This window comes from Elioraea sp. Yellowstone (assembly GCF_006704265.1).
GTDB lineage: Bacteria > Pseudomonadota > Alphaproteobacteria > Acetobacterales > Acetobacteraceae > Elioraea.
Genome location: NZ_VIKA01000002.1, coordinates 1 through 16007, shown reverse-complemented (window position 1 = coordinate 16007; position 16007 = coordinate 1). Strand labels below are relative to the sequence as shown.

At 69.4% G+C, this 16007-nt stretch carries 14 protein-coding genes; 5 read left to right on the top strand and 9 right to left on the bottom strand.

Annotated features, from left to right (window positions below):
* Positions 1-13: 13 nt before the first annotated feature.
* The 5 genes from FK498_RS00545 to FK498_RS00525 all read right to left on the bottom strand — a co-directional run bounded on the left by FK498_RS00545 (position 14) and on the right by FK498_RS00525 (position 6105).
* The gene (locus tag FK498_RS00545; protein ID WP_141850870.1) at positions 14-1402 is read right to left on the bottom strand and encodes an ATP-binding protein; all 1389 of its coding nucleotides are present in this window, start codon (positions 1400-1402) and stop codon (positions 14-16) included.
* The gene (locus FK498_RS00540) at positions 1399-2160 is read right to left on the bottom strand and encodes a response regulator (protein WP_141850869.1); all 762 of its coding nucleotides are present in this window, start codon (positions 2158-2160) and stop codon (positions 1399-1401) included. Before FK498_RS00540 ends, FK498_RS00545 begins: the two co-directional genes overlap by 4 nt.
* Before the next feature lie 453 nt (positions 2161-2613).
* Positions 2614-4344, bottom strand: a complete 1731-nt coding sequence (locus FK498_RS00535; RefSeq protein WP_141850868.1) for a DUF3141 domain-containing protein — start codon at positions 4342-4344, stop codon at positions 2614-2616.
* Between the two features lie 65 nt (positions 4345-4409).
* Positions 4410-5597, bottom strand: a complete 1188-nt coding sequence (locus FK498_RS00530; RefSeq protein WP_141850867.1) for an acetyl-CoA C-acetyltransferase — start codon at positions 5595-5597, stop codon at positions 4410-4412.
* A 307-nt stretch (positions 5598-5904) separates the two neighbouring features.
* Positions 5905-6105 carry a heavy-metal-associated domain-containing protein gene (locus FK498_RS00525; RefSeq protein ID WP_141850866.1) on the bottom strand — a complete coding sequence of 67 codons (201 nt, stop codon included), beginning with the start codon at positions 6103-6105 and terminating at the stop codon, positions 5905-5907.
* 158 nt (positions 6106-6263) lie between these two features.
* Here FK498_RS00525 and FK498_RS00520 point away from each other — a divergent pair, with 158 nt between their 5' ends.
* Both FK498_RS00520 and cueR read left to right on the top strand, forming a co-directional pair.
* On the top strand, positions 6264-8822 hold the full coding sequence (locus FK498_RS00520) for a heavy metal translocating P-type ATPase (protein WP_141850865.1): 2559 nt from the start codon (positions 6264-6266) through the stop codon (positions 8820-8822).
* 21 nt (positions 8823-8843) lie between these two features.
* Entirely contained in the window at positions 8844-9329 is a 486-nt protein-coding gene (cueR, locus tag FK498_RS00515; RefSeq protein WP_141850939.1) for a Cu(I)-responsive transcriptional regulator, read from the top strand.
* 3 nt (positions 9330-9332) lie between these two features.
* Here the strand turns inward: cueR and FK498_RS00510 are convergent, their stop codons facing one another.
* Positions 9333-9776: a helix-turn-helix domain-containing protein gene (locus FK498_RS00510; RefSeq protein WP_141850938.1), complete on the bottom strand. Its 444-nt coding sequence runs from the start codon at positions 9774-9776 to the stop codon at positions 9333-9335.
* A gap of 8 nt (positions 9777-9784) precedes the next feature.
* Positions 9785-10237 carry a manganese-binding transcriptional regulator MntR gene (gene mntR / locus FK498_RS00505; protein WP_237560786.1) on the bottom strand — a complete coding sequence of 151 codons (453 nt, stop codon included), beginning with the start codon at positions 10235-10237 and terminating at the stop codon, positions 9785-9787.
* A gap of 132 nt (positions 10238-10369) precedes the next feature.
* Here mntR and FK498_RS00500 point away from each other — a divergent pair, with 132 nt between their 5' ends.
* The 3 genes from FK498_RS00500 to FK498_RS00490 all read left to right on the top strand — a co-directional run bounded on the left by FK498_RS00500 (position 10370) and on the right by FK498_RS00490 (position 13227).
* Positions 10370-11467: a multicopper oxidase domain-containing protein gene (locus tag FK498_RS00500; RefSeq protein WP_141850863.1), complete on the top strand. Its 1098-nt coding sequence runs from the start codon at positions 10370-10372 to the stop codon at positions 11465-11467.
* The gene (locus tag FK498_RS00495; RefSeq protein WP_202614686.1) at positions 11467-12669 is read left to right on the top strand and encodes a ZIP family metal transporter; all 1203 of its coding nucleotides are present in this window, start codon (positions 11467-11469) and stop codon (positions 12667-12669) included. The genes FK498_RS00500 and FK498_RS00495 overlap by 1 nt, the downstream gene beginning before the upstream one ends.
* Before the next feature lie 69 nt (positions 12670-12738).
* Complete coding sequence (locus FK498_RS00490; RefSeq protein ID WP_141850862.1) at positions 12739-13227, top strand: biphenyl 2,3-dioxygenase; 489 nt, start codon at positions 12739-12741, stop codon at positions 13225-13227.
* 9 nt (positions 13228-13236) lie between these two features.
* On the opposite strand, the gene FK498_RS00485 is transcribed toward FK498_RS00490, so the two are convergent.
* Positions 13237-14565 carry an MFS transporter gene (locus FK498_RS00485; protein WP_141850861.1) on the bottom strand — a complete coding sequence of 443 codons (1329 nt, stop codon included), beginning with the start codon at positions 14563-14565 and terminating at the stop codon, positions 13237-13239.
* Between the two features lie 26 nt (positions 14566-14591).
* Positions 14592-14864, bottom strand: coding sequence for a metal-sensing transcriptional repressor (locus tag FK498_RS00480; RefSeq protein ID WP_141850860.1), 273 nt, complete (start codon positions 14862-14864; stop codon positions 14592-14594).
* Between the last annotated feature and the right edge of the window lie 1143 nt (positions 14865-16007).

Below are 16007 nucleotides of genomic sequence, written 5' to 3'. Positions count from 1 at the left end.
ATGGACCTCCTTCTCAGCACGGGACCGGATCCCCTGCCGGCGAACTGCGCGGCAGGCGAACCGTGGCGGCAAGCCCGCCGCCCGCGCGGTTCTCCAGCACCAGCGTCCCGCCATGCGCCTCCGCCACCTGGCGCGCGATCGTCAATCCGAGGCCGGACCCGCCGGTGCCCCGGTTGCGCGAGTCCTCCAGCCGCCGGAACGGCTCGAACACGGCCTCCAGCGCCTCCTCCGGGATCCCCGGCCCGTCATCCTCCACGCGCACGGTCATCGCCGCAGCATCCGCGTCCAGCGAGACACGAGCACCCCCACCATACTTCACCGCGTTGTCGATCAGATTGGCGAAGGCGCGCTTGAGCGCAATCGGCCGGCAGACCAGGCGCGCCTGCCGGGGGCCGGTCCACCGCACCGAATGACCGGCATCGGCGGCAGCGTCGCACAGCGTCTCCAGGATCGCCGCGAGATCGGCCGGGCGGCGCGGCTCGCTCTCGGTCTCCCCGCGCAGATAGGCGAGCGTGGCGTCGATCATCGCCTCCATCTCGTCGAGATCGGCATCGATCGCGTGCTGCGTCTCGGCGTCCTCGAGGAAACCCGCGCGCAGCCTGAGCCGCGCGATCGGCGTGCGCAGGTCGTGGCTCACCGCGGCGAGCGCCTGGGTGCGGTCAGTGATCAGCCGGTCGATGCGCGCCTGCATCCGGTTGAACGCCTGGACAGCGCTCCGCACCTCGCGCGGTCCCTCCTCGGGAAGGACGGCAGGCGGCGCGGCGGGGGTAGCGATCCGGTTCGCCGCCTCGGCCAACTGGCGCAGCGGGCGGTTGAGGGTGCGCACCACCAGCAAACCGACGATCAGGATGCCCCCGGCCATGGCGGTGGTGGAGAGCAGGGAGGCATGCTGCGATGCGCCCGCCGAGGCGCCCCGCACGACCCGCAGGTTCAGCCACGATCCGTCCGCGAGCGCGATCGCGCCTGCGATCGCGTCGCTGCGGCCCGGTCCGAACACGCGCCGCACCTCGTCGCCGGAAGCGGGGCCGAGGCTCACCTGCACGCCCTGCCCGCCCGCGAGAACCGCCTGCAGCCGCGCCGCGAACCCCGCGATGCGACGATCGGCAGGGGCGGCGATCGGCAAGGCCCGTTCCGCGGCCCAGCGGAGATCGAGATTCGGCGTCGAGAGCGCACGCGCGAGCTCAGCGCGCCGATCGACCGGCACGCTCATGATGGCGCGCGACGCGCCGGCGATCTGCTCGCTGAGCAACGCCTCCTGCGTCGCAGCGAGCGCCGTCTCGGTGTCCGCCTGGTGCAACCAGAGACTGCCCAGATGAAACAGCGTGAGGCCAGCAAGCAGCACCAGCACGACCCGCGCGGCCAGCGTGTCGGGCCACAGCCGCGTCGCGACGCGCCGGATCATCGGCTCCGGGTCACCGCGGGCACGAACATGTAGCCCGCGCCGCGGATGGTCTTGATCATGGCCGGGCTGTCGTCGGTCGGCTCGATCTTGCGACGCAGCCGGCTGACCATCACGTCGACCGAGCGGTCGATGCCGATCGCGCTGCGGCTGCGCGCGAGGTCGAGCAGCTGGTCGCGCGACAGCACGCGCTGCGGATGCTCGCAGAACGCCAGCAGCAGGTCGTACTCGCCGCCAGAGAGGTCGATGCTGGTGCCGTCCGGCGCGATCAGCTCGCGCCGTCGCGTGTCGAGCGTCCAGCCGGCGAAGCACAGGAACACACCGCTCGCTCCGGCCTGCGGTGTGCCCGTTTCGCCGCGGGCCCGCCGCAGCAAAGCACGCACCCGCGCGAGCAGCTCGGCACGCCCGAACGGCTTGGGGATGTAGTCGTCGGCGCCGAGCTCGAGGCCGAGCACGCGATCGGTCTCCTCGCCGCGCGCGGTCACCATGATCACCGGCACGCCGCTCTTGGCCCGGAGCGCACGGCAGAGATCGAGCCCCGACTGCCCGGGCAGCATGATGTCGAGCAGCACCAGGTCGACCGGCGCGCCGGCCAGCGTCTCCCACATCTCGCGGCCGTCGCGCACGGCGGTGACGCGGTAGCCGTTCTGGCGCAGGAAGCGGGCGATCAGCGCGCGCATCTCGCCGTCATCCTCGACCACGAGGATGTGCGCCTCCGCCGCAAGGTCCCGCCGCGCGTCGATGTCCGATGCCGTGCTCATGGCACCGGGCACGAAGTGAGCGCCGTTGTGCGTGCAATGACAGGCCGGTTGGCCGTACAGCGAAACATGGCAAGCATCCCTCGGGCCGATCCCTTTCGGCAACTACCAACCGGATGCGACGGCGCCGTGTCTCCTGCATGACAAATTGTTGCAGGCCATAATGCGATCGCACCATCGACAACGCATCGGGCGAGGCTCGGGTCGGCCATCCCGCCGCTGGATGTCGAGCCGCCGGACCGTGTAGGCGACTGTGCACTTGGCCTTCTGGCCACGCCGAGTGTCTCGTTCAGTTTCATCGCCCGGTCCACCTAAACGCCGCCGGCCGAGCGCGTGTTGTCGATGTCCGGACTGGCGCCCCAGACCGAATCATCAACTATTCCACGCGTGGGGCACGCGTGCAGCCATCCATGTCGCCCTCGCCTGAGCCACCGGACGGACCCATGTCAGGCACTCTCAAGGGCCGTACAGGAGCCTGAACGTCCCCTCGTAGACGGTATCGCGACCTTCTCGAACCTTCTCGAGAGCGCGAGTGACGTCTCCCATGGCGGCACGCTCACGCACCAGGAGGGGATGGTCCTGCGGCAGCGGCTGCCTGCCATTCGTGATGATCTCGGCGAGCGCGGCAACAGTGCGCATCCACGGATTGAACGCCTCGGACAGCAGATAGCGGCTGCTGCGCATCGGGTGCAGCCACTTCAAGGTCTCCGCGGTCCACGGGTTGGCAAGCGCCTGCACCCACGGGCTGATGAATGTCCGATAGAGGGCTTCGCTGAACTCGGACACCTGTCGCACCCGCTCGAACGCCATGCGTGGCGGATCTGTCTCGAGATCTTCAACCCTCCGCGGCTCGAAGCGGACGCTGTAGGATGGCTTGTGGCAGTCCGGATCGCCCGACGGGTTATCGATCTTCATCTCGTACAGGCCCGGGGCCAGCGCTTCGATCTCCTCAAGGTTCTCGAGGATCGCGCGGTGCTCGAGGCGAGCCACGCTCGCGGAGACGAAGATGCCGAGATGTCCGACATGCGGGTTGGTCAGATAGACGATGCGCTGCCCGGCCCGCTTGAGATCGTAGGTGTCCTGGTAGACGACCGGGATCCAGCCGAGCGCTTGGTGCGGCGGCGTGATGTTGTCGCCGTAAGACGCGAAGATGACGAGAGGATTCCTGATACGTCGCAGATCCGCCCAGCAGCCGTCGCAGATCCGGAGTCGGCCCTGCTCCAGCTTGTTGCCGATGAACAGGTTCTCGACGATGGCCAGGATCTCCTCGCGGCTCAGGAAGTAGAACCCGTTCCACCAGCGCTCGAACTCGAGGAAGCGCTCGCGCTCGGAGTCGATGTTCGCGAAGAGGTGAGCGTACTTCTCCCAGATCGCCTTCTCCGGCTTGAGATGCTCGAAGTTCTGGGCCAGCCATGCACCGTCGAACCGGCCGTCGCCGAGGTCCGACACCAGATGGGCAAGCCAGGCGCCGCCCAACAGGCCGCCCGTCAGGCGCATGGGGTTCACGCCCGACGCGCCGGCCCAGTAGGAGAGGGGCGAGCCGTTGAGCACGGCAGGCCCGACCAGGCCTTCGCAATCGGCCGAGACGAGGGTGACAGCCCAGCCGGCTTGGCAGTTGCCATAGAGAACAGGCGGCTTGCCGGGATGGCGCCGCGCAACCTCCTCGACGAAACGTCGGAGCGCGTGCAGCACGTCGGCCAGCGTCTGCGCCGGCGCAGGCTCTGGAAAGAAGATCACGAAGTAGACCGGATGGCCTTCACCGAGCGCCATGCCCACCTCGGATTCGCGCTTGAAGCCGCCGATGCCGGGACCATGACCGGCACGCGGATCGACGATGATGACCGGCGGCTTGGCGGGGTCGACGCACTCGTCAGCGTGAACCTTGGCACTCTCCGTGATCTTGAGCAGCGCGTAGTTGGCGGGACGATCGAACTGCCGGCCATCCATCAGTATCTCGTACTTGAAGTCCAGGAGCGGCGGCAGACCGGCTCGCTCATGCTCGATCATGTTGTTCGCTCGCTGGCGCAACGCGTCCCAGAAGAGAACCGTCCGCTCGAGGACGTCTCGCTGATAAGCGACGAAGTCTTGGAGCGTGATGGATCCGGGTTGCCCGAGCGCCGTGTCGTCCGCCGCCTTCGACGCCCGCTTCTGAACGGCGCGAGCTGCGCCCACCTCAGTCGTCCTCATGATGGGTATGTCTCCGCTAGTGGCTCTGCCTTGTGCCTCGTCGCCCCTGTCGCCTGCATGGCCTGTCAGCGGAGGGCTTCCAGGGCGAGAGCCACGCCCTGGCCGCCGCCGATGCAGAGTGTGACAAGGCCACGGTGGATGTTGTCGCGGTGCATCGCATGCAGCAGGCGGGTCGTCAGGACCGCACCCGTCGCGCCGATCGGATGCCCATGCGCGATGGCACCTCCCTCGACGTTGACGATGTCCTCGGGCAGGCCAAGCTCCTGGATGATCGCCAGCACGATCGCGGCGAACGCCTCGTTGATCTCGAAGCGTTCGACCGTGCCCAGCGTCCAGTCGGCGCGCTCCAAGGCCTGTCGGACCGCCGGCAGCGGCCCAAGCCCGAACAGGCCGGGCTCCACCGCACCGATGCCGTAGGCGACCAGCCGTGCCATCGGTTCGAGGCCACGCTTCTCGGCCCAAGCCGCATCAGCGACGATCATTGCGGCCGCGCCCGAGTTCAGCCCTGGCGCGTTGCCCGCCGTGATCGTCCCGTCCTTGCGGAAGGCAGGTGTCAGCTTGGCGAGCGATTCCGGGGTGGTGTCCGGGCGGTTGTGTTCGTCCCTGGAGAAGAGGAGCGGACCTTTACGGCTCGGCACCTCGACCGGCGCGATCTCGGACTCGAACTTCCCGGCCGCCTGCGCTGCGCCGAACCGCTTCTGCGATCGGTACGCCCAACGGTCCTGAGCCTCACGGCTGATCTGGAACTTGGCGACGAGATCCTCGGTCACCGAGCCGGAGTGCTGATCCGAGAAAGCGTCGTTGAGACCATCACGCAGCATGCTGTCATAGATCTGCGTGTCACCCATGCGATAGCCCCAGCGCCCGCCCGACAGCAGGTACGGCGCCTGGTCCATGTTCTCCATGCCGCCGGCCACCGCACTCTGGACGAGACCGAGCATCACCTCCTGCGCCGCTGTCGCGATGGCCTGCGCACCCGAACCGCACACGCGGTTGACCGTCATCGCCGGTACCTCGACCGGGATCGCAGCTTTGATCGCCGCCTGACGTGCCGGGTTCATCTTGGCTCCGGCCTGCACAACCTGGCCCATGACGATCGTGCCGATGTCGCCGCCGTTCAGTCGGCTGCGCTCGAGGCAGGCGCGAATCACGGTCGCGCCGAGATCGGCTGCGGGGACGTCCTTGAGGGTGCCCCCATAGGTGCCGATCGCGGTGCGCGTCGGGGCACAAAGAACGACATTCGACGTGCTCATGAGAGTTCCTTCATATCGCGAGCCCTACTCGGAGAACGGAGCGTCGAGGTCACATTGCGCCGGAGCGGATGCTGCTGCCTCGAGCGGAATCACGATCTCTCTGCCGCGGGATCGCAGGCTCCACTGGCAGACCATGGCCGACCGGTAGCGCGGCGAGGCATGACGAACAGCCCCGACGCCAACAACGGCGGGCTGTCTACCACCCGCACACGACGGCCCAGTGTCCCGCTCGTGACAAAGTATTGCTGCGGCGGCCGACCGAGCGGGCCGGAGCTCCCGCCGCCCAGACCGGCAGGACGCCGTTCGCCTATCCGGCCAGAGGTCGCGCCTCGTAGCCGGCCTTGGCGAGCAGGGCCTGGATCTCGTCGGTGCGGAGCGAGGTCTCGACCGCGACGTGGCGCGTCTCGAGATCGGCGGAGACGGAGGCCTTCGGATCGGCCGCCTGGATCGCCTTGGTGATCGAGCGGACGCAGCCGCCGCAGGTCATGTTGTTGACAGAGAAGATCATCGGGGCTCTCCCGTCTGGAACGCGTGTCAGGAGCGATGTGGGGCTTGCCATAGTGGCAAGGTCAAGCCCTCGGCGCGGACCGAAATCGGCGCTTGACCTTCCAACGATGGGAAGCCTCATCTGTGGCCTCGGTTGTCCATGACCGCACGGAGACAGCGATGAACGCCGTTCCTCAGAGGCCCGCCGCCACGGAGACGGTCAGTCTCGCCATCGAGGGCATGACCTGCGCCTCCTGCGTCGGCCGGGTCGAGCGGGCGCTGAAGGCGGTGCCGGGCGTGGCCGAGGCCAGCGTGAACCTGGCGACCGAGCGCGCGGAGGTGTCCTTCGCCGGCGCCCCCGATCCGGCGGCTCTCGTCGCCGCGATCGATGCGGCCGGCTATGGCGTGCCGCGCGAGACGGTCGAGATCACGATCGGTGGCATGACCTGTGCTTCCTGCGTCGGCCGTGTCGAGCGCGCGCTCCGGAGCGTGCCGAGCGTGATCGAGGCGAGTGTCAACCTCGCCACCGAGCGGGCCTCGGTGTCCGTGCCGCGCGGCGCGGTGGCGGTCGGCGCGCTGATCCGCGCGGTCGAGGCGGCCGGCTACGACGCCGCCCCGGTCGCGGCGGACGCCGCGTCGTCGGACGCGGAGGCCGAGCGGCGCGCGGCGGAGCTGGCCGGTCTGCGGCGCGCGGTCGTGATGGCCGGCGTCCTGACGCTGCCCGTGGTGGTGCTCGAGATGGGCCGGCACCTCGTTCCCGCCATCCACCACCTGGTGGTGGACACGATCGGCCTGCACGGGAACTGGCTCGTCCAGTTCGTGCTCGCCACGCTGGTCCTGTTCGGCCCCGGCCTGCGCTTCTACCGCGTGGGCTTCCCCGCCCTGCTGCGCGGCGCGCCGGACATGAACTCGCTGGTCGCCGTCGGCACCGGCGCGGCCTACACTTATTCGGTGGTCGCGACGTTTGCGCCGCAGTTCCTCCCGCCGGGCACGGTGAACGTCTATTTCGAGGCCGCGGCGGTGATCGTCACCCTGATCCTGCTCGGGCGCTTCCTGGAAGCGCGCACGAAGGGGCGAACCTCGGAGGCGATCCGCCGCCTGGTTGGGCTGCAGCCGCGCACCGCGCGCGTGCGCCGCGACGGCGTCGTTCAGGAGGTCCCGGCGGCCGCCGTGCGTCCCGACGACATCGTCGAGGTCCGGCCCGGCGAGCGCCTTCCGGTCGATGGCGAGGTGATCGAGGGCGCGAGCTTCGTCGACGAGTCGATGATCACCGGCGAGCCGATGCCGGTCGAGAAGCAGGCCGGCGCGGCGGTGGTGGGCGGGACCGTGAACCAGACCGGCGCCTTCGCGTTCCGCGCGACCAAGGTCGGCGGCGACACGCTGCTCGCGCAGATCATCCGCATGGTCGAACAGGCGCAGGGATCGAAGCTGCCGATCCAGGCGCTGGTCGACCGGGTGACGCTGTGGTTCGTGCCGGCGGTGATGGTGGTCGCCCTGGCGACCTTCCTCGTCTGGCTGGCGTTCGGGCCGGACCCCGCGATGACCTTCGCGCTGGTGAACGCGGTGGCGGTGCTGATCATCGCCTGCCCTTGCGCGATGGGGCTCGCCACCCCGACCTCGATCATGGTCGGCACCGGACGGGCGGCCGAGCTCGGCATCCTGTTCCGCCGCGGCGAGGCGCTGCAGCTCCTGAAGGACGTGCGGGTCATCGCGCTGGACAAGACCGGCACCCTCACCAAGGGCCATCCGGAACTGACCGACCTGACCACCGCTGCTGGATTCGAGCGGGCGGAGGTGCTGAGCGCGGTGGCCGCGGTGGAGGCGAAGTCGGAGCACCCGATCGCGCGCGCGATCGTGGCGGCCGCGGCGGCCGAGACGGTCGATCTCGCCGAGACCACTTCGTTCGAGGCAGTTCCGGGCTTTGGTGCGCGGGCCATAGTCGGCGGGAGAGACGTCGAGGTGGGCGCGGACCGGTTCATGACCCGCCTGGGCGTCGACCTCTCAGCCTTCGCCGCGGATGCCGCGCGGCTCGCCGATCAGGGCAAGACGCCGCTCTACGCCGCGATCGACGGCCGGCTGGCCGCGATCCTTGCCGTCGCCGATCCCATCAAGGACACGACGCCCGCAGCGATCGCCGCGTTGCATGCGCTCGGCCTGAAGATCGCGATGATCACCGGTGACAATGCGCGCACCGCGCAGGCGATCGCGCGCACGGTCGGCATCGACGAGGTGGTCGCCGAGGTGCTGCCCGACGGCAAGGTGGAGGCGCTGCGGCAACTCAAGGCGCGCCACGGCCGCGCCGCCTTCGTCGGCGACGGCATCAACGACGCGCCGGCGCTTGCCGAGGCGGATGTCGGCATCGCCATCGGCACCGGCACCGACATCGCGATCGAGGCTGCGGACGTGGTCCTGATGTCGGGCGATCTCGCCGGCGTGCCGAAGGCGGTGGCACTGTCGCGCGCGACCATCCGCAACATTCGGCAGAACCTGTTCTGGGCCTTCGCCTACAACACCGCACTGATCCCGGTGGCCGCCGGCCTGCTCTATCCCATCAACGGCATGCTGCTCTCGCCGGTGCTGGCCGCAGCCGCGATGGCGCTCTCCAGCGTCTTCGTGCTCGCGAATGCACTGCGCCTGCGTCGTGTCCGGCTCGCCTCGGCGCGGGCTGGGACGCCCGGCCGAGTGTCAGAGCAGACGGACGCGGTTGCGCGGAGCCGTCGCGCCCTGGGCGCGACGTGATCAAGAAAGGAGGATCGGATGATGACTATCGGCGAAGCAGCGAAGGCGTCGGGCGTCTCGGCGAAGATGATCCGTTACTACGAAGCGACCGGGCTGATCGCAAAGGCGTCCCGGTCGGACGCCGGGTACCGGCACTACACAGAGATGGACGTGCACACGCTGCGCTTCATCGGGCGCGCGCGCGACCTCGGCTTCACGATGGAGGGCATCGCCGAGCTGCTCGCGCTCTGGCGCCACCGCTCGCGTCGCAGCGCCGACGTCAAGCGCCTCGCGCTCGGCCATGTCGCGGCGCTGAAGCACAAGATCGACGAGCTGGAAGCGATGGTGGCGACGCTGTCCCACCTGGCCGCCCACTGCCATGGCGATGACCGTCCCCACTGCCCGATCCTTGTCGATCTGGCCACTGCGCCAGCGCCCCGAGCAGCCGGCCCTGCGCGCTTGGGAGCCGTCCCGAGACGCGCGGCCGATCGAAGGACCAGACCTGCGGGTGCGCCCGGCGGCGTCTGATCGTCAGCCGTCGCCGGGGTGCCTGCCGTGCCTGGAGTCCTGGCAGTGGCCGTGCGCGAAGTCGGCGAGCGTCTCGATGACACGGCAGTCGCCGACCGTCCCGCCCCGGCGGCGCTCCGCCATCCGGCTGAGCTCTTCGCGCAGCGCATGCAGCCCGCGCAGGCGGCCGTCGATCTCGTCGATCTGCGTCATGGTGATCGCGTGCACAGCGGCGCAGTCCGCATCCGGCCGGTCCGCCAGCCCAAGCAGGTCCCGGATCGCCGGCAGGCCGAAGCCGAGCTCGCGCGCGTGGCGGATGAACCCCAGCCGGTCGAGATGAGCGCGGCCATAGGCACCATGCCCACCCTCCGTGCGCGCCGGCGGCGGCAGCAGTCCCTCCGCTTCGTACCAGCGGATGGTCGTCGGCTTCACCCCGGTCGCGCGGGCGAGTCCGCCGATCGACAGCATGCCGCCACTCACCGGCCCTCCTCCCGCTCGGCGAGAAAGCGCGCGAACGCCGCGAGCGCCTTCTCGCTCGCATGGTGCTCGATGCCCTCGGCATCCGCCTCGGCCGTCTCCGGGTCGAGGCCGATTGCGAGCAGGAACCGTACGACCAGGTCGTGGCGGCGGCGCGCAGCCTCAGCGAGCGCCTGGCCCTTCGGCGTCAGGAACAGGCCGCGATAGGGCTTGGTGTCCACCAGCCCGTCGCGCTGCAGCCGTCCGACCGTGGCGGTGACGGTCGCCTGCGACACGCCCATCCGCCGCGCCAGATCGACGGCGCGCGCCTCGCCGTCCTCGCGCAGCAGATCCGCGATCAGCTCGACATAGTCCTCCGCCACAGAGGTGCGGTCCGCCTCGCGCTGGCGGACGAAGCGCGCCGCCTGGTCGTCGGCGGGAGGGAGACTGCGCTTGCGGACGGCGGCGGCCACGATCGTCCCCGATGCTGGTTCTGGCGCGACTTGCATCCTAACGAGCATCGTGTAACTTAGTTGGTACTAAATTATAAAGCGTTGGCCAGACTGAAGAGCCTGGCGGACAGAACGGCCGGCGGAGGACAGGCGATGCTGACGGTCCCAAAGCGACGGTTGCTGCTCAGCGCAGGAGCGGCGGCGGGAGCGGTGGCGGCGCCGGCGGGGGCCGGGTTCGCGATCCGCTCGGCGATCGGCGCGAACCATGCGGCCCCCGCGTCCGGCCATGGCGGTCCGCACGGCGTGTCGGGCATGGCGGGCGACAACATCGTCGTCGGCGTCGTCGATCACGCGCGCAACGGCTTCGATCCACATGCGATCCTGACCGACTGGGACGTCGGCACTGTGGTGACCGACCCCGACGGCACGCGCGTGCGCGAGTGGGTGGTCACGGCGGTGGACACCGAGGTCGAGATTGCGCCGGAGGTCATGTTCCCGGCCTGGACCTTCGACGGCCGCATCCCCGGCCCGACGCTGCGCTGCACCGAAGGTGAGAAGCTGCGCATCATCTTCCAGAACGGCAGCGCGCATCCGCACACGATGCACTTCCATGGCATCCATTCCTGGCGGATGGATGGCGTGCCCTATGCCGGCCTGGCGCAGCCGGGAGAACGTTTCGTCTACGAGTTCGAGGCGAAGCCGTTCGGCTGTCACCTCTATCACTGTCACGCCCTGCCGCTGAAGCGGCACATCCACAAGGGCATGTATGGCGCCTTCATCGTCGATCCCGACCCCGCGCGCCATCCGGAGGCGCGCGGGGCAGCGGAGTCCCGCCTGCTCGGCTCGGCACGCAACGCCGCCTGGCAGGAGATCATGCTCTGCATGAACGGCTTCGACACGAACTTCGACGAGGAGAACGAGGTCTACGCCGTCAACACCGTCGCATTCGCCTACCAGCAGAGGCCGATCCGCGTGGAGCGGCAGCGCAGGCTGCGCATCTACCTGATCAACATCACCGAGTTCGACCCGATCAACTCGTTCCACCTGCACGGCAATTTCTTCGACTACTACGATCATGGCACGACGCTGACGCCCACGCTGCGCACGGTCGACACGATCATGCAGTGCCAGGGCCAGCGCGGCATCCTTGAGATCGACTGGTCGGAGCACGAGCCCGGAATCTACATGTTCCATGCCCACCAGTCGGAGTTCGCCGAGCTCGGCTGGATGAGCCACTTCGAGGTGGTGTGATGGCGCCCGACGCTGGTCCTGCCGTCGCATCGGCAGCACTTCCGGCGACGCGTCCCGCGCCCTGGCGCACGGCCGGCTGGCTCACGCTGCCGCTGGTCGTGCTCGCGGCGATCCTGGCGCTGCTCATCCTCGGCCGGCCGCTCGAACGGCTGACCGAAGGTGCGCCGCCGGTCGAGCAGGTCACGGTCGAGCGGACCCGGCTTGATCCTGGACTCATCACCCTCTCGGTCCGGGCCGACGGTTCGCAGCCTGTCCGGATCGCCCAGGTGCAGGTGGACGGCGCGTATCGCAGCTTCACGATCGATCCGCCCGGCCCGGTCGACCGCCTGGGCACCGCGCGCATCACCATCCCGTATCCATGGGTGGACGGCGAGGCGCACCAGATCGTCCTCGTGACCTCGACCGGCGTGACCTTCGAGCATGCAATCGAGGTGGCGCGCGCGACCCCGCGCTGGGACGTGCCGACGCTCTGGTTGTTGGCCACGGTCGGGCTGCTGCTCGGTGTCGCGCCGGTGGCGACCGGGCTGCTCGCCTATCCGGGCCTCGCCGCGCTGAGCGCCGCCGGCCTGCGCTTCGTGCTCGCGGTCACGGTGGGCCTGCTCGGCTACCTGTTCCTCGACACGCTGGGCGAGGGGCTCGAGCAGGCGGGTGGCACGCTCGACCGGCTGCGCGCGCAGGCCGCGGTTTGGGTGACCATGCTGATCTCCGCCGGCGCACTGACGATGATCGGCCGCCGCGGCGGCCGCGCGCCGGAGGGCGCGGCGCTGGCGGCGTTCATCGCCCTCGGCATCGGCTTGCACAATCTCGGCGAGGGGCTCGCGGTCGGGGCGGCGATCGCCGCCGGCGAGGCCGCGCTCGCGACTTTCCTGGTGATCGGCTTCACCATCCACAACGTGAGTGAAGGCTTCGGCATCGCCGCGCCGCTGGTCGGCCGCCGGCCGCGCCCGCTCACCTTCGTCGGCCTCGCAGCGCTCGCCGGCCTGCCGGCCGTGCCCGGGGTGTGGATCGGCGCGCAGGCGGTCAGCCCGTTCTGGGTCGCGATCTGCCTGGGCATCGGCGCCGGCGCAATCCTCCAGGTGATCCTTGAGGTGTTGGCCCTGATCGCGCGCCGCGACGGGCCAAGCGCGCTGACCGCACCGAGCAGTCTCGGCGGCATCGGCGCTGGCCTCGCGGTGATGTACCTGACCGCGCTGTTCGTCTGAGGCCGCGCCCGGAGGTGCAGAACGGGTCTGATTCGCATCCGCACGCAGCACCACGGGAGGAGATCGACCATGCCTGCACGCCGCCAATGGTTCGCCGCCACAATTGCTGGCGCCCTGCTCTTGACGACAGCGTCAGCACAAGCCGTCGGTGACCTTGCGAACCAGCCCCCGATCGACATCGTCGTCGAGCTCGGCCGAGCCGACGGAACCCACGCCTTCGTGCCGAACCGCATGCGCTTCGAAACGGGAAAGCTGTATCGCCTGATCCTGCGAAATGTCAGTCTGGATCCACACTACTTCACCTCCGACGAGTTCGCCGCCCGCGTCTTCACCCGAAAGGTCCAGGTCACCCAGCGCCAGCCGGACGGGCGGACGGTGACGCTGGCCGAGGTCAAGGGCGCGATCCGCGAGATCGAAGTCTATCCCGGCCACGCCGCCGAGTGGTGGTTCGTTCCCGTCGCCACCGGGCGCATCACCGATCTGCGCTGCGGCATCCTGGCGGCAGACCGACGCACCCATGCCGCGCACGGCATGACCGGCGAGATCGCCATCGAGTAACAGCGCCGGTCAGGCGGCCGAGACCGAGCGGTGCAGCCCGTCGGCAAGCGGCGGATGCGTGTGGCGGAAGCCGCCAGACGGCAGCGGTTCCGCGCCTGCCAGATGCGGATGATCCGCCGGCAGATCGAGGTGCACGTGTTCGCGTGGTGCCTCGTCGCCGGCCGGCCAGAGGGACCAAGCGAGCCCCGCGCCGAGGGCGGCGAGCACGGCCAGCACCAGGAAGGTCAGATCCGTGCCCGCAATCGCGCCAAGCCGCCCCGCGAGCGGATAGGTCAGCAGCCAGCACGCATGACTCAGCGCGAACTGCGCGGCGAACAGCGCCGGCCGGTCGCCTGCCTCGGCCGATCGGCGCAGCAGCCGCCCGGTCGGCGTCAGCACCAGCCCGTTGCCGAAGCCCAGCAGCGCCCAGAGTGGCAGCAGGGTGATCCAGGCTGCGGCCGCGGTGGGGCCGAACGCCATCCCGCCCGCCAGCAGTGCGGCCCCGGCCAGCATCACCGCGCGGTCCGCGATCCGCTCCAGCAGGCGCGGCACCGAAAGGGCGGCGATCATCGAGCCGAAGCCGTACGCCGCGAGCGTCCAGGCCAGATACGCATCGCCGAGCCCGAGCGTGCCGCGCACCAGCACCACGGTGTTGACGATCACCATCGCACCGGCCGCGGCGACGGAAAGGTTCAGCGCCAGCAGCCCCCGCAGACGCGGCGTGGCCAGGTAGATGCGCGCGCCGCGCGTGGTGCGGCCCCACGGGCCTTCCTCGCGGGCTGGCGGCTGCGGCGACGGCAGCAGAACCGAGACCACCAGCGCGGCCGAGGCAGCGAAACCCAGCACGGTGCCCGCGAACAGCCAGTGGTAGCCGATCACCGAGAGCAGCGCGGCTGCAAGCACCGGGCTGGTCAGCGCTTCCATGTCGTAGGCGATGCGCGAGAGCGACAACGCCTTGGTGTACTCGCCCTCGTCCGCGAGCACGTCGGGGATGGTTGCCTGGAAGGTCGGCGTGAACGCCGCCGAACAGGACTGCAGCAAGCCGATCAGCAGGTAGATCTGCCAGACTTCACTGACCCAGGGCAGGGCCAGTGCGATGGCAGCGCGCACCAGGTCTAGCAGCACAAGCAGCGTCCGCCGCGGCAGCAGGTGCACGAAGGCGCCCGCCACCGGCGCGATCCCGACATACGCGACCATCTTGATCGCCAGAGCCGTCCCCAGCACTGCACCGGCTTGGGCACCGGCAAGATCGAAGGCCAGCAGGCCGAGGGCAACGGTCAGCAGCCCGGTGCCGAGCAGCGACAGCAGCTGCGCCGCGAACAGATGGCGGTAGGTGCGATCAGCGAGAGGGCTGAACATGAGATCGGTCCCGATCCCGTCCGCGGCTATAGGTAGCGCGCGATCGCCTTGACCTCGGCGATCGACGCCCGGCGCTCGGCCGCGGTGTTGCCGGTCGTGTCGAGGCAGTGGTCGAGATGGTCGCGGATCAACGTGCGCTTCGCTTCCGCCACCGCGCGCTCGACCGCGTGGAGCTGCTGCGCGATGTCAAGACATGGCCGCCCGCTCTCGATCATGGCGAGCACGCTGCGCAGATGTCCCTCGACACGCCTCAGGCGCTTCACCACTGCGGGCTGGGAGGTGTGGATCCTGCCGTCCATGCATTTGATGCTATCCCCATGGTAGGGATACGCCAAGCGGCTGCCGGCATCAGTGTTGACTGGCAGTTGGTTGGCGTACGCACTCACGTCCACCAGGCGGTGGTTGCACGCACGGGGTCTTCAACCTCCGACCACTGGAGGTCTGCCCGACCGCCGCGGCGATCAATATCTGTCGCACGCCGCCCAGAGACTTTCCTATTCTGGGTTCCCACTGCTGCTCCAGTCGCCGCGTATGCAACCCTTCTCCCGACCGGTCACCGCCGCCGAAGGCCGCAGGTTTCCTGCGCCCTTGCGCGCCGGCCTTGATACTACGCCCCCGGAACGAGGGCCGTTTTTGCTCTCCAGAGGGCGGCTTCTCTCCGGACCTTGATACTGGGCCGATTTAGTCTACAAGCTTAACTCGTTGATCTGGCAGCGGATTGCGTTGTGGCTTCGACACGGAAGTTCGCATTCCGATCGCCCCTCCAATTGACCTCGCACGCGAAGCCGTCGGGATCATCCCCAAGGTGCCGCATCGCCCTTGCCGATCACGCCGCAGCACGGGCACCTTTGCCGTCGGGTTCCTCGGCAGGGACGACGGCGTGGTAGCCCCCCGCAACCTCGACGGCTTGATCGCCTGGACGCGGCGCGAAGAATGGCGCGAGCCGATGGCGCGCTGCCTGGACCGTCACACTGCCAAGGCGTGCGCCGCAGCCGGCATCGACCCGGCAGACATCGCGGACGTGCTGGGCGAGTACGCCGCCACCACGGTCTGGGGCGCGGCGTTCGAGGATCTGCTCGTCACCGACCTGCCGGACGGTCGCAACCTCGCCGAAGACTATCTTCCGTTCATCCCTGCGTGCGCGAGGAACGCATCTGGCCGACCAGATTCAGCGGCGCCTGGGTCGGTTCATCCCCCCGTGCGCGGGGAACGCGCCGCGAGGGGAGCCATGTCTGAGGAAGACCGCGGTTCATCCCCGCGTGCGCGGGGAACGCGGCCCGATCGAGGTAGTAGGTCGCCGTCGCACCGGTTCATCCCCGCGTGCGCGGGGAACGCCAGGGCGGACGCATACCGATCAGGGTCCGGTCACGTCCGTCATGTGTGGATGCCCCCTGCGGGTCAAGGTGGATGAGCTGCGACGGGTTGGAGAGCACGGGTGCGGT

Coding starts and splice junctions, on each gene's coding strand:
- FK498_RS00545 (WP_141850870.1), bottom strand. CDS start 1,402: ATGATCCGGCGCGTCGCGACGCGGCTGTGGCCCGACACGCTGGCCGCG.
- FK498_RS00540 (WP_141850869.1), bottom strand. CDS start 2,160: ATGAGCACGGCATCGGACATCGACGCGCGGCGGGACCTTGCGGCGGAG.
- FK498_RS00535 (WP_141850868.1), bottom strand. CDS start 4,344: ATGAGGACGACTGAGGTGGGCGCAGCTCGCGCCGTTCAGAAGCGGGCG.
- FK498_RS00530 (WP_141850867.1), bottom strand. CDS start 5,597: ATGAGCACGTCGAATGTCGTTCTTTGTGCCCCGACGCGCACCGCGATC.
- FK498_RS00525 (WP_141850866.1), bottom strand. CDS start 6,105: ATGATCTTCTCTGTCAACAACATGACCTGCGGCGGCTGCGTCCGCTCG.
- FK498_RS00520 (WP_141850865.1), top strand. CDS start 6,264: ATGAACGCCGTTCCTCAGAGGCCCGCCGCCACGGAGACGGTCAGTCTC.
- cueR (WP_141850939.1), top strand. CDS start 8,844: ATGACTATCGGCGAAGCAGCGAAGGCGTCGGGCGTCTCGGCGAAGATG.
- FK498_RS00510 (WP_141850938.1), bottom strand. CDS start 9,776: ATGCTGTCGATCGGCGGACTCGCCCGCGCGACCGGGGTGAAGCCGACG.
- FK498_RS00500 (WP_141850863.1), top strand. CDS start 10,370: ATGCTGACGGTCCCAAAGCGACGGTTGCTGCTCAGCGCAGGAGCGGCG.
- FK498_RS00495 (WP_202614686.1), top strand. CDS start 11,467: ATGGCGCCCGACGCTGGTCCTGCCGTCGCATCGGCAGCACTTCCGGCG.
- FK498_RS00490 (WP_141850862.1), top strand. CDS start 12,739: ATGCCTGCACGCCGCCAATGGTTCGCCGCCACAATTGCTGGCGCCCTG.
- FK498_RS00485 (WP_141850861.1), bottom strand. CDS start 14,565: ATGTTCAGCCCTCTCGCTGATCGCACCTACCGCCATCTGTTCGCGGCG.
- FK498_RS00480 (WP_141850860.1), bottom strand. CDS start 14,864: ATGGACGGCAGGATCCACACCTCCCAGCCCGCAGTGGTGAAGCGCCTG.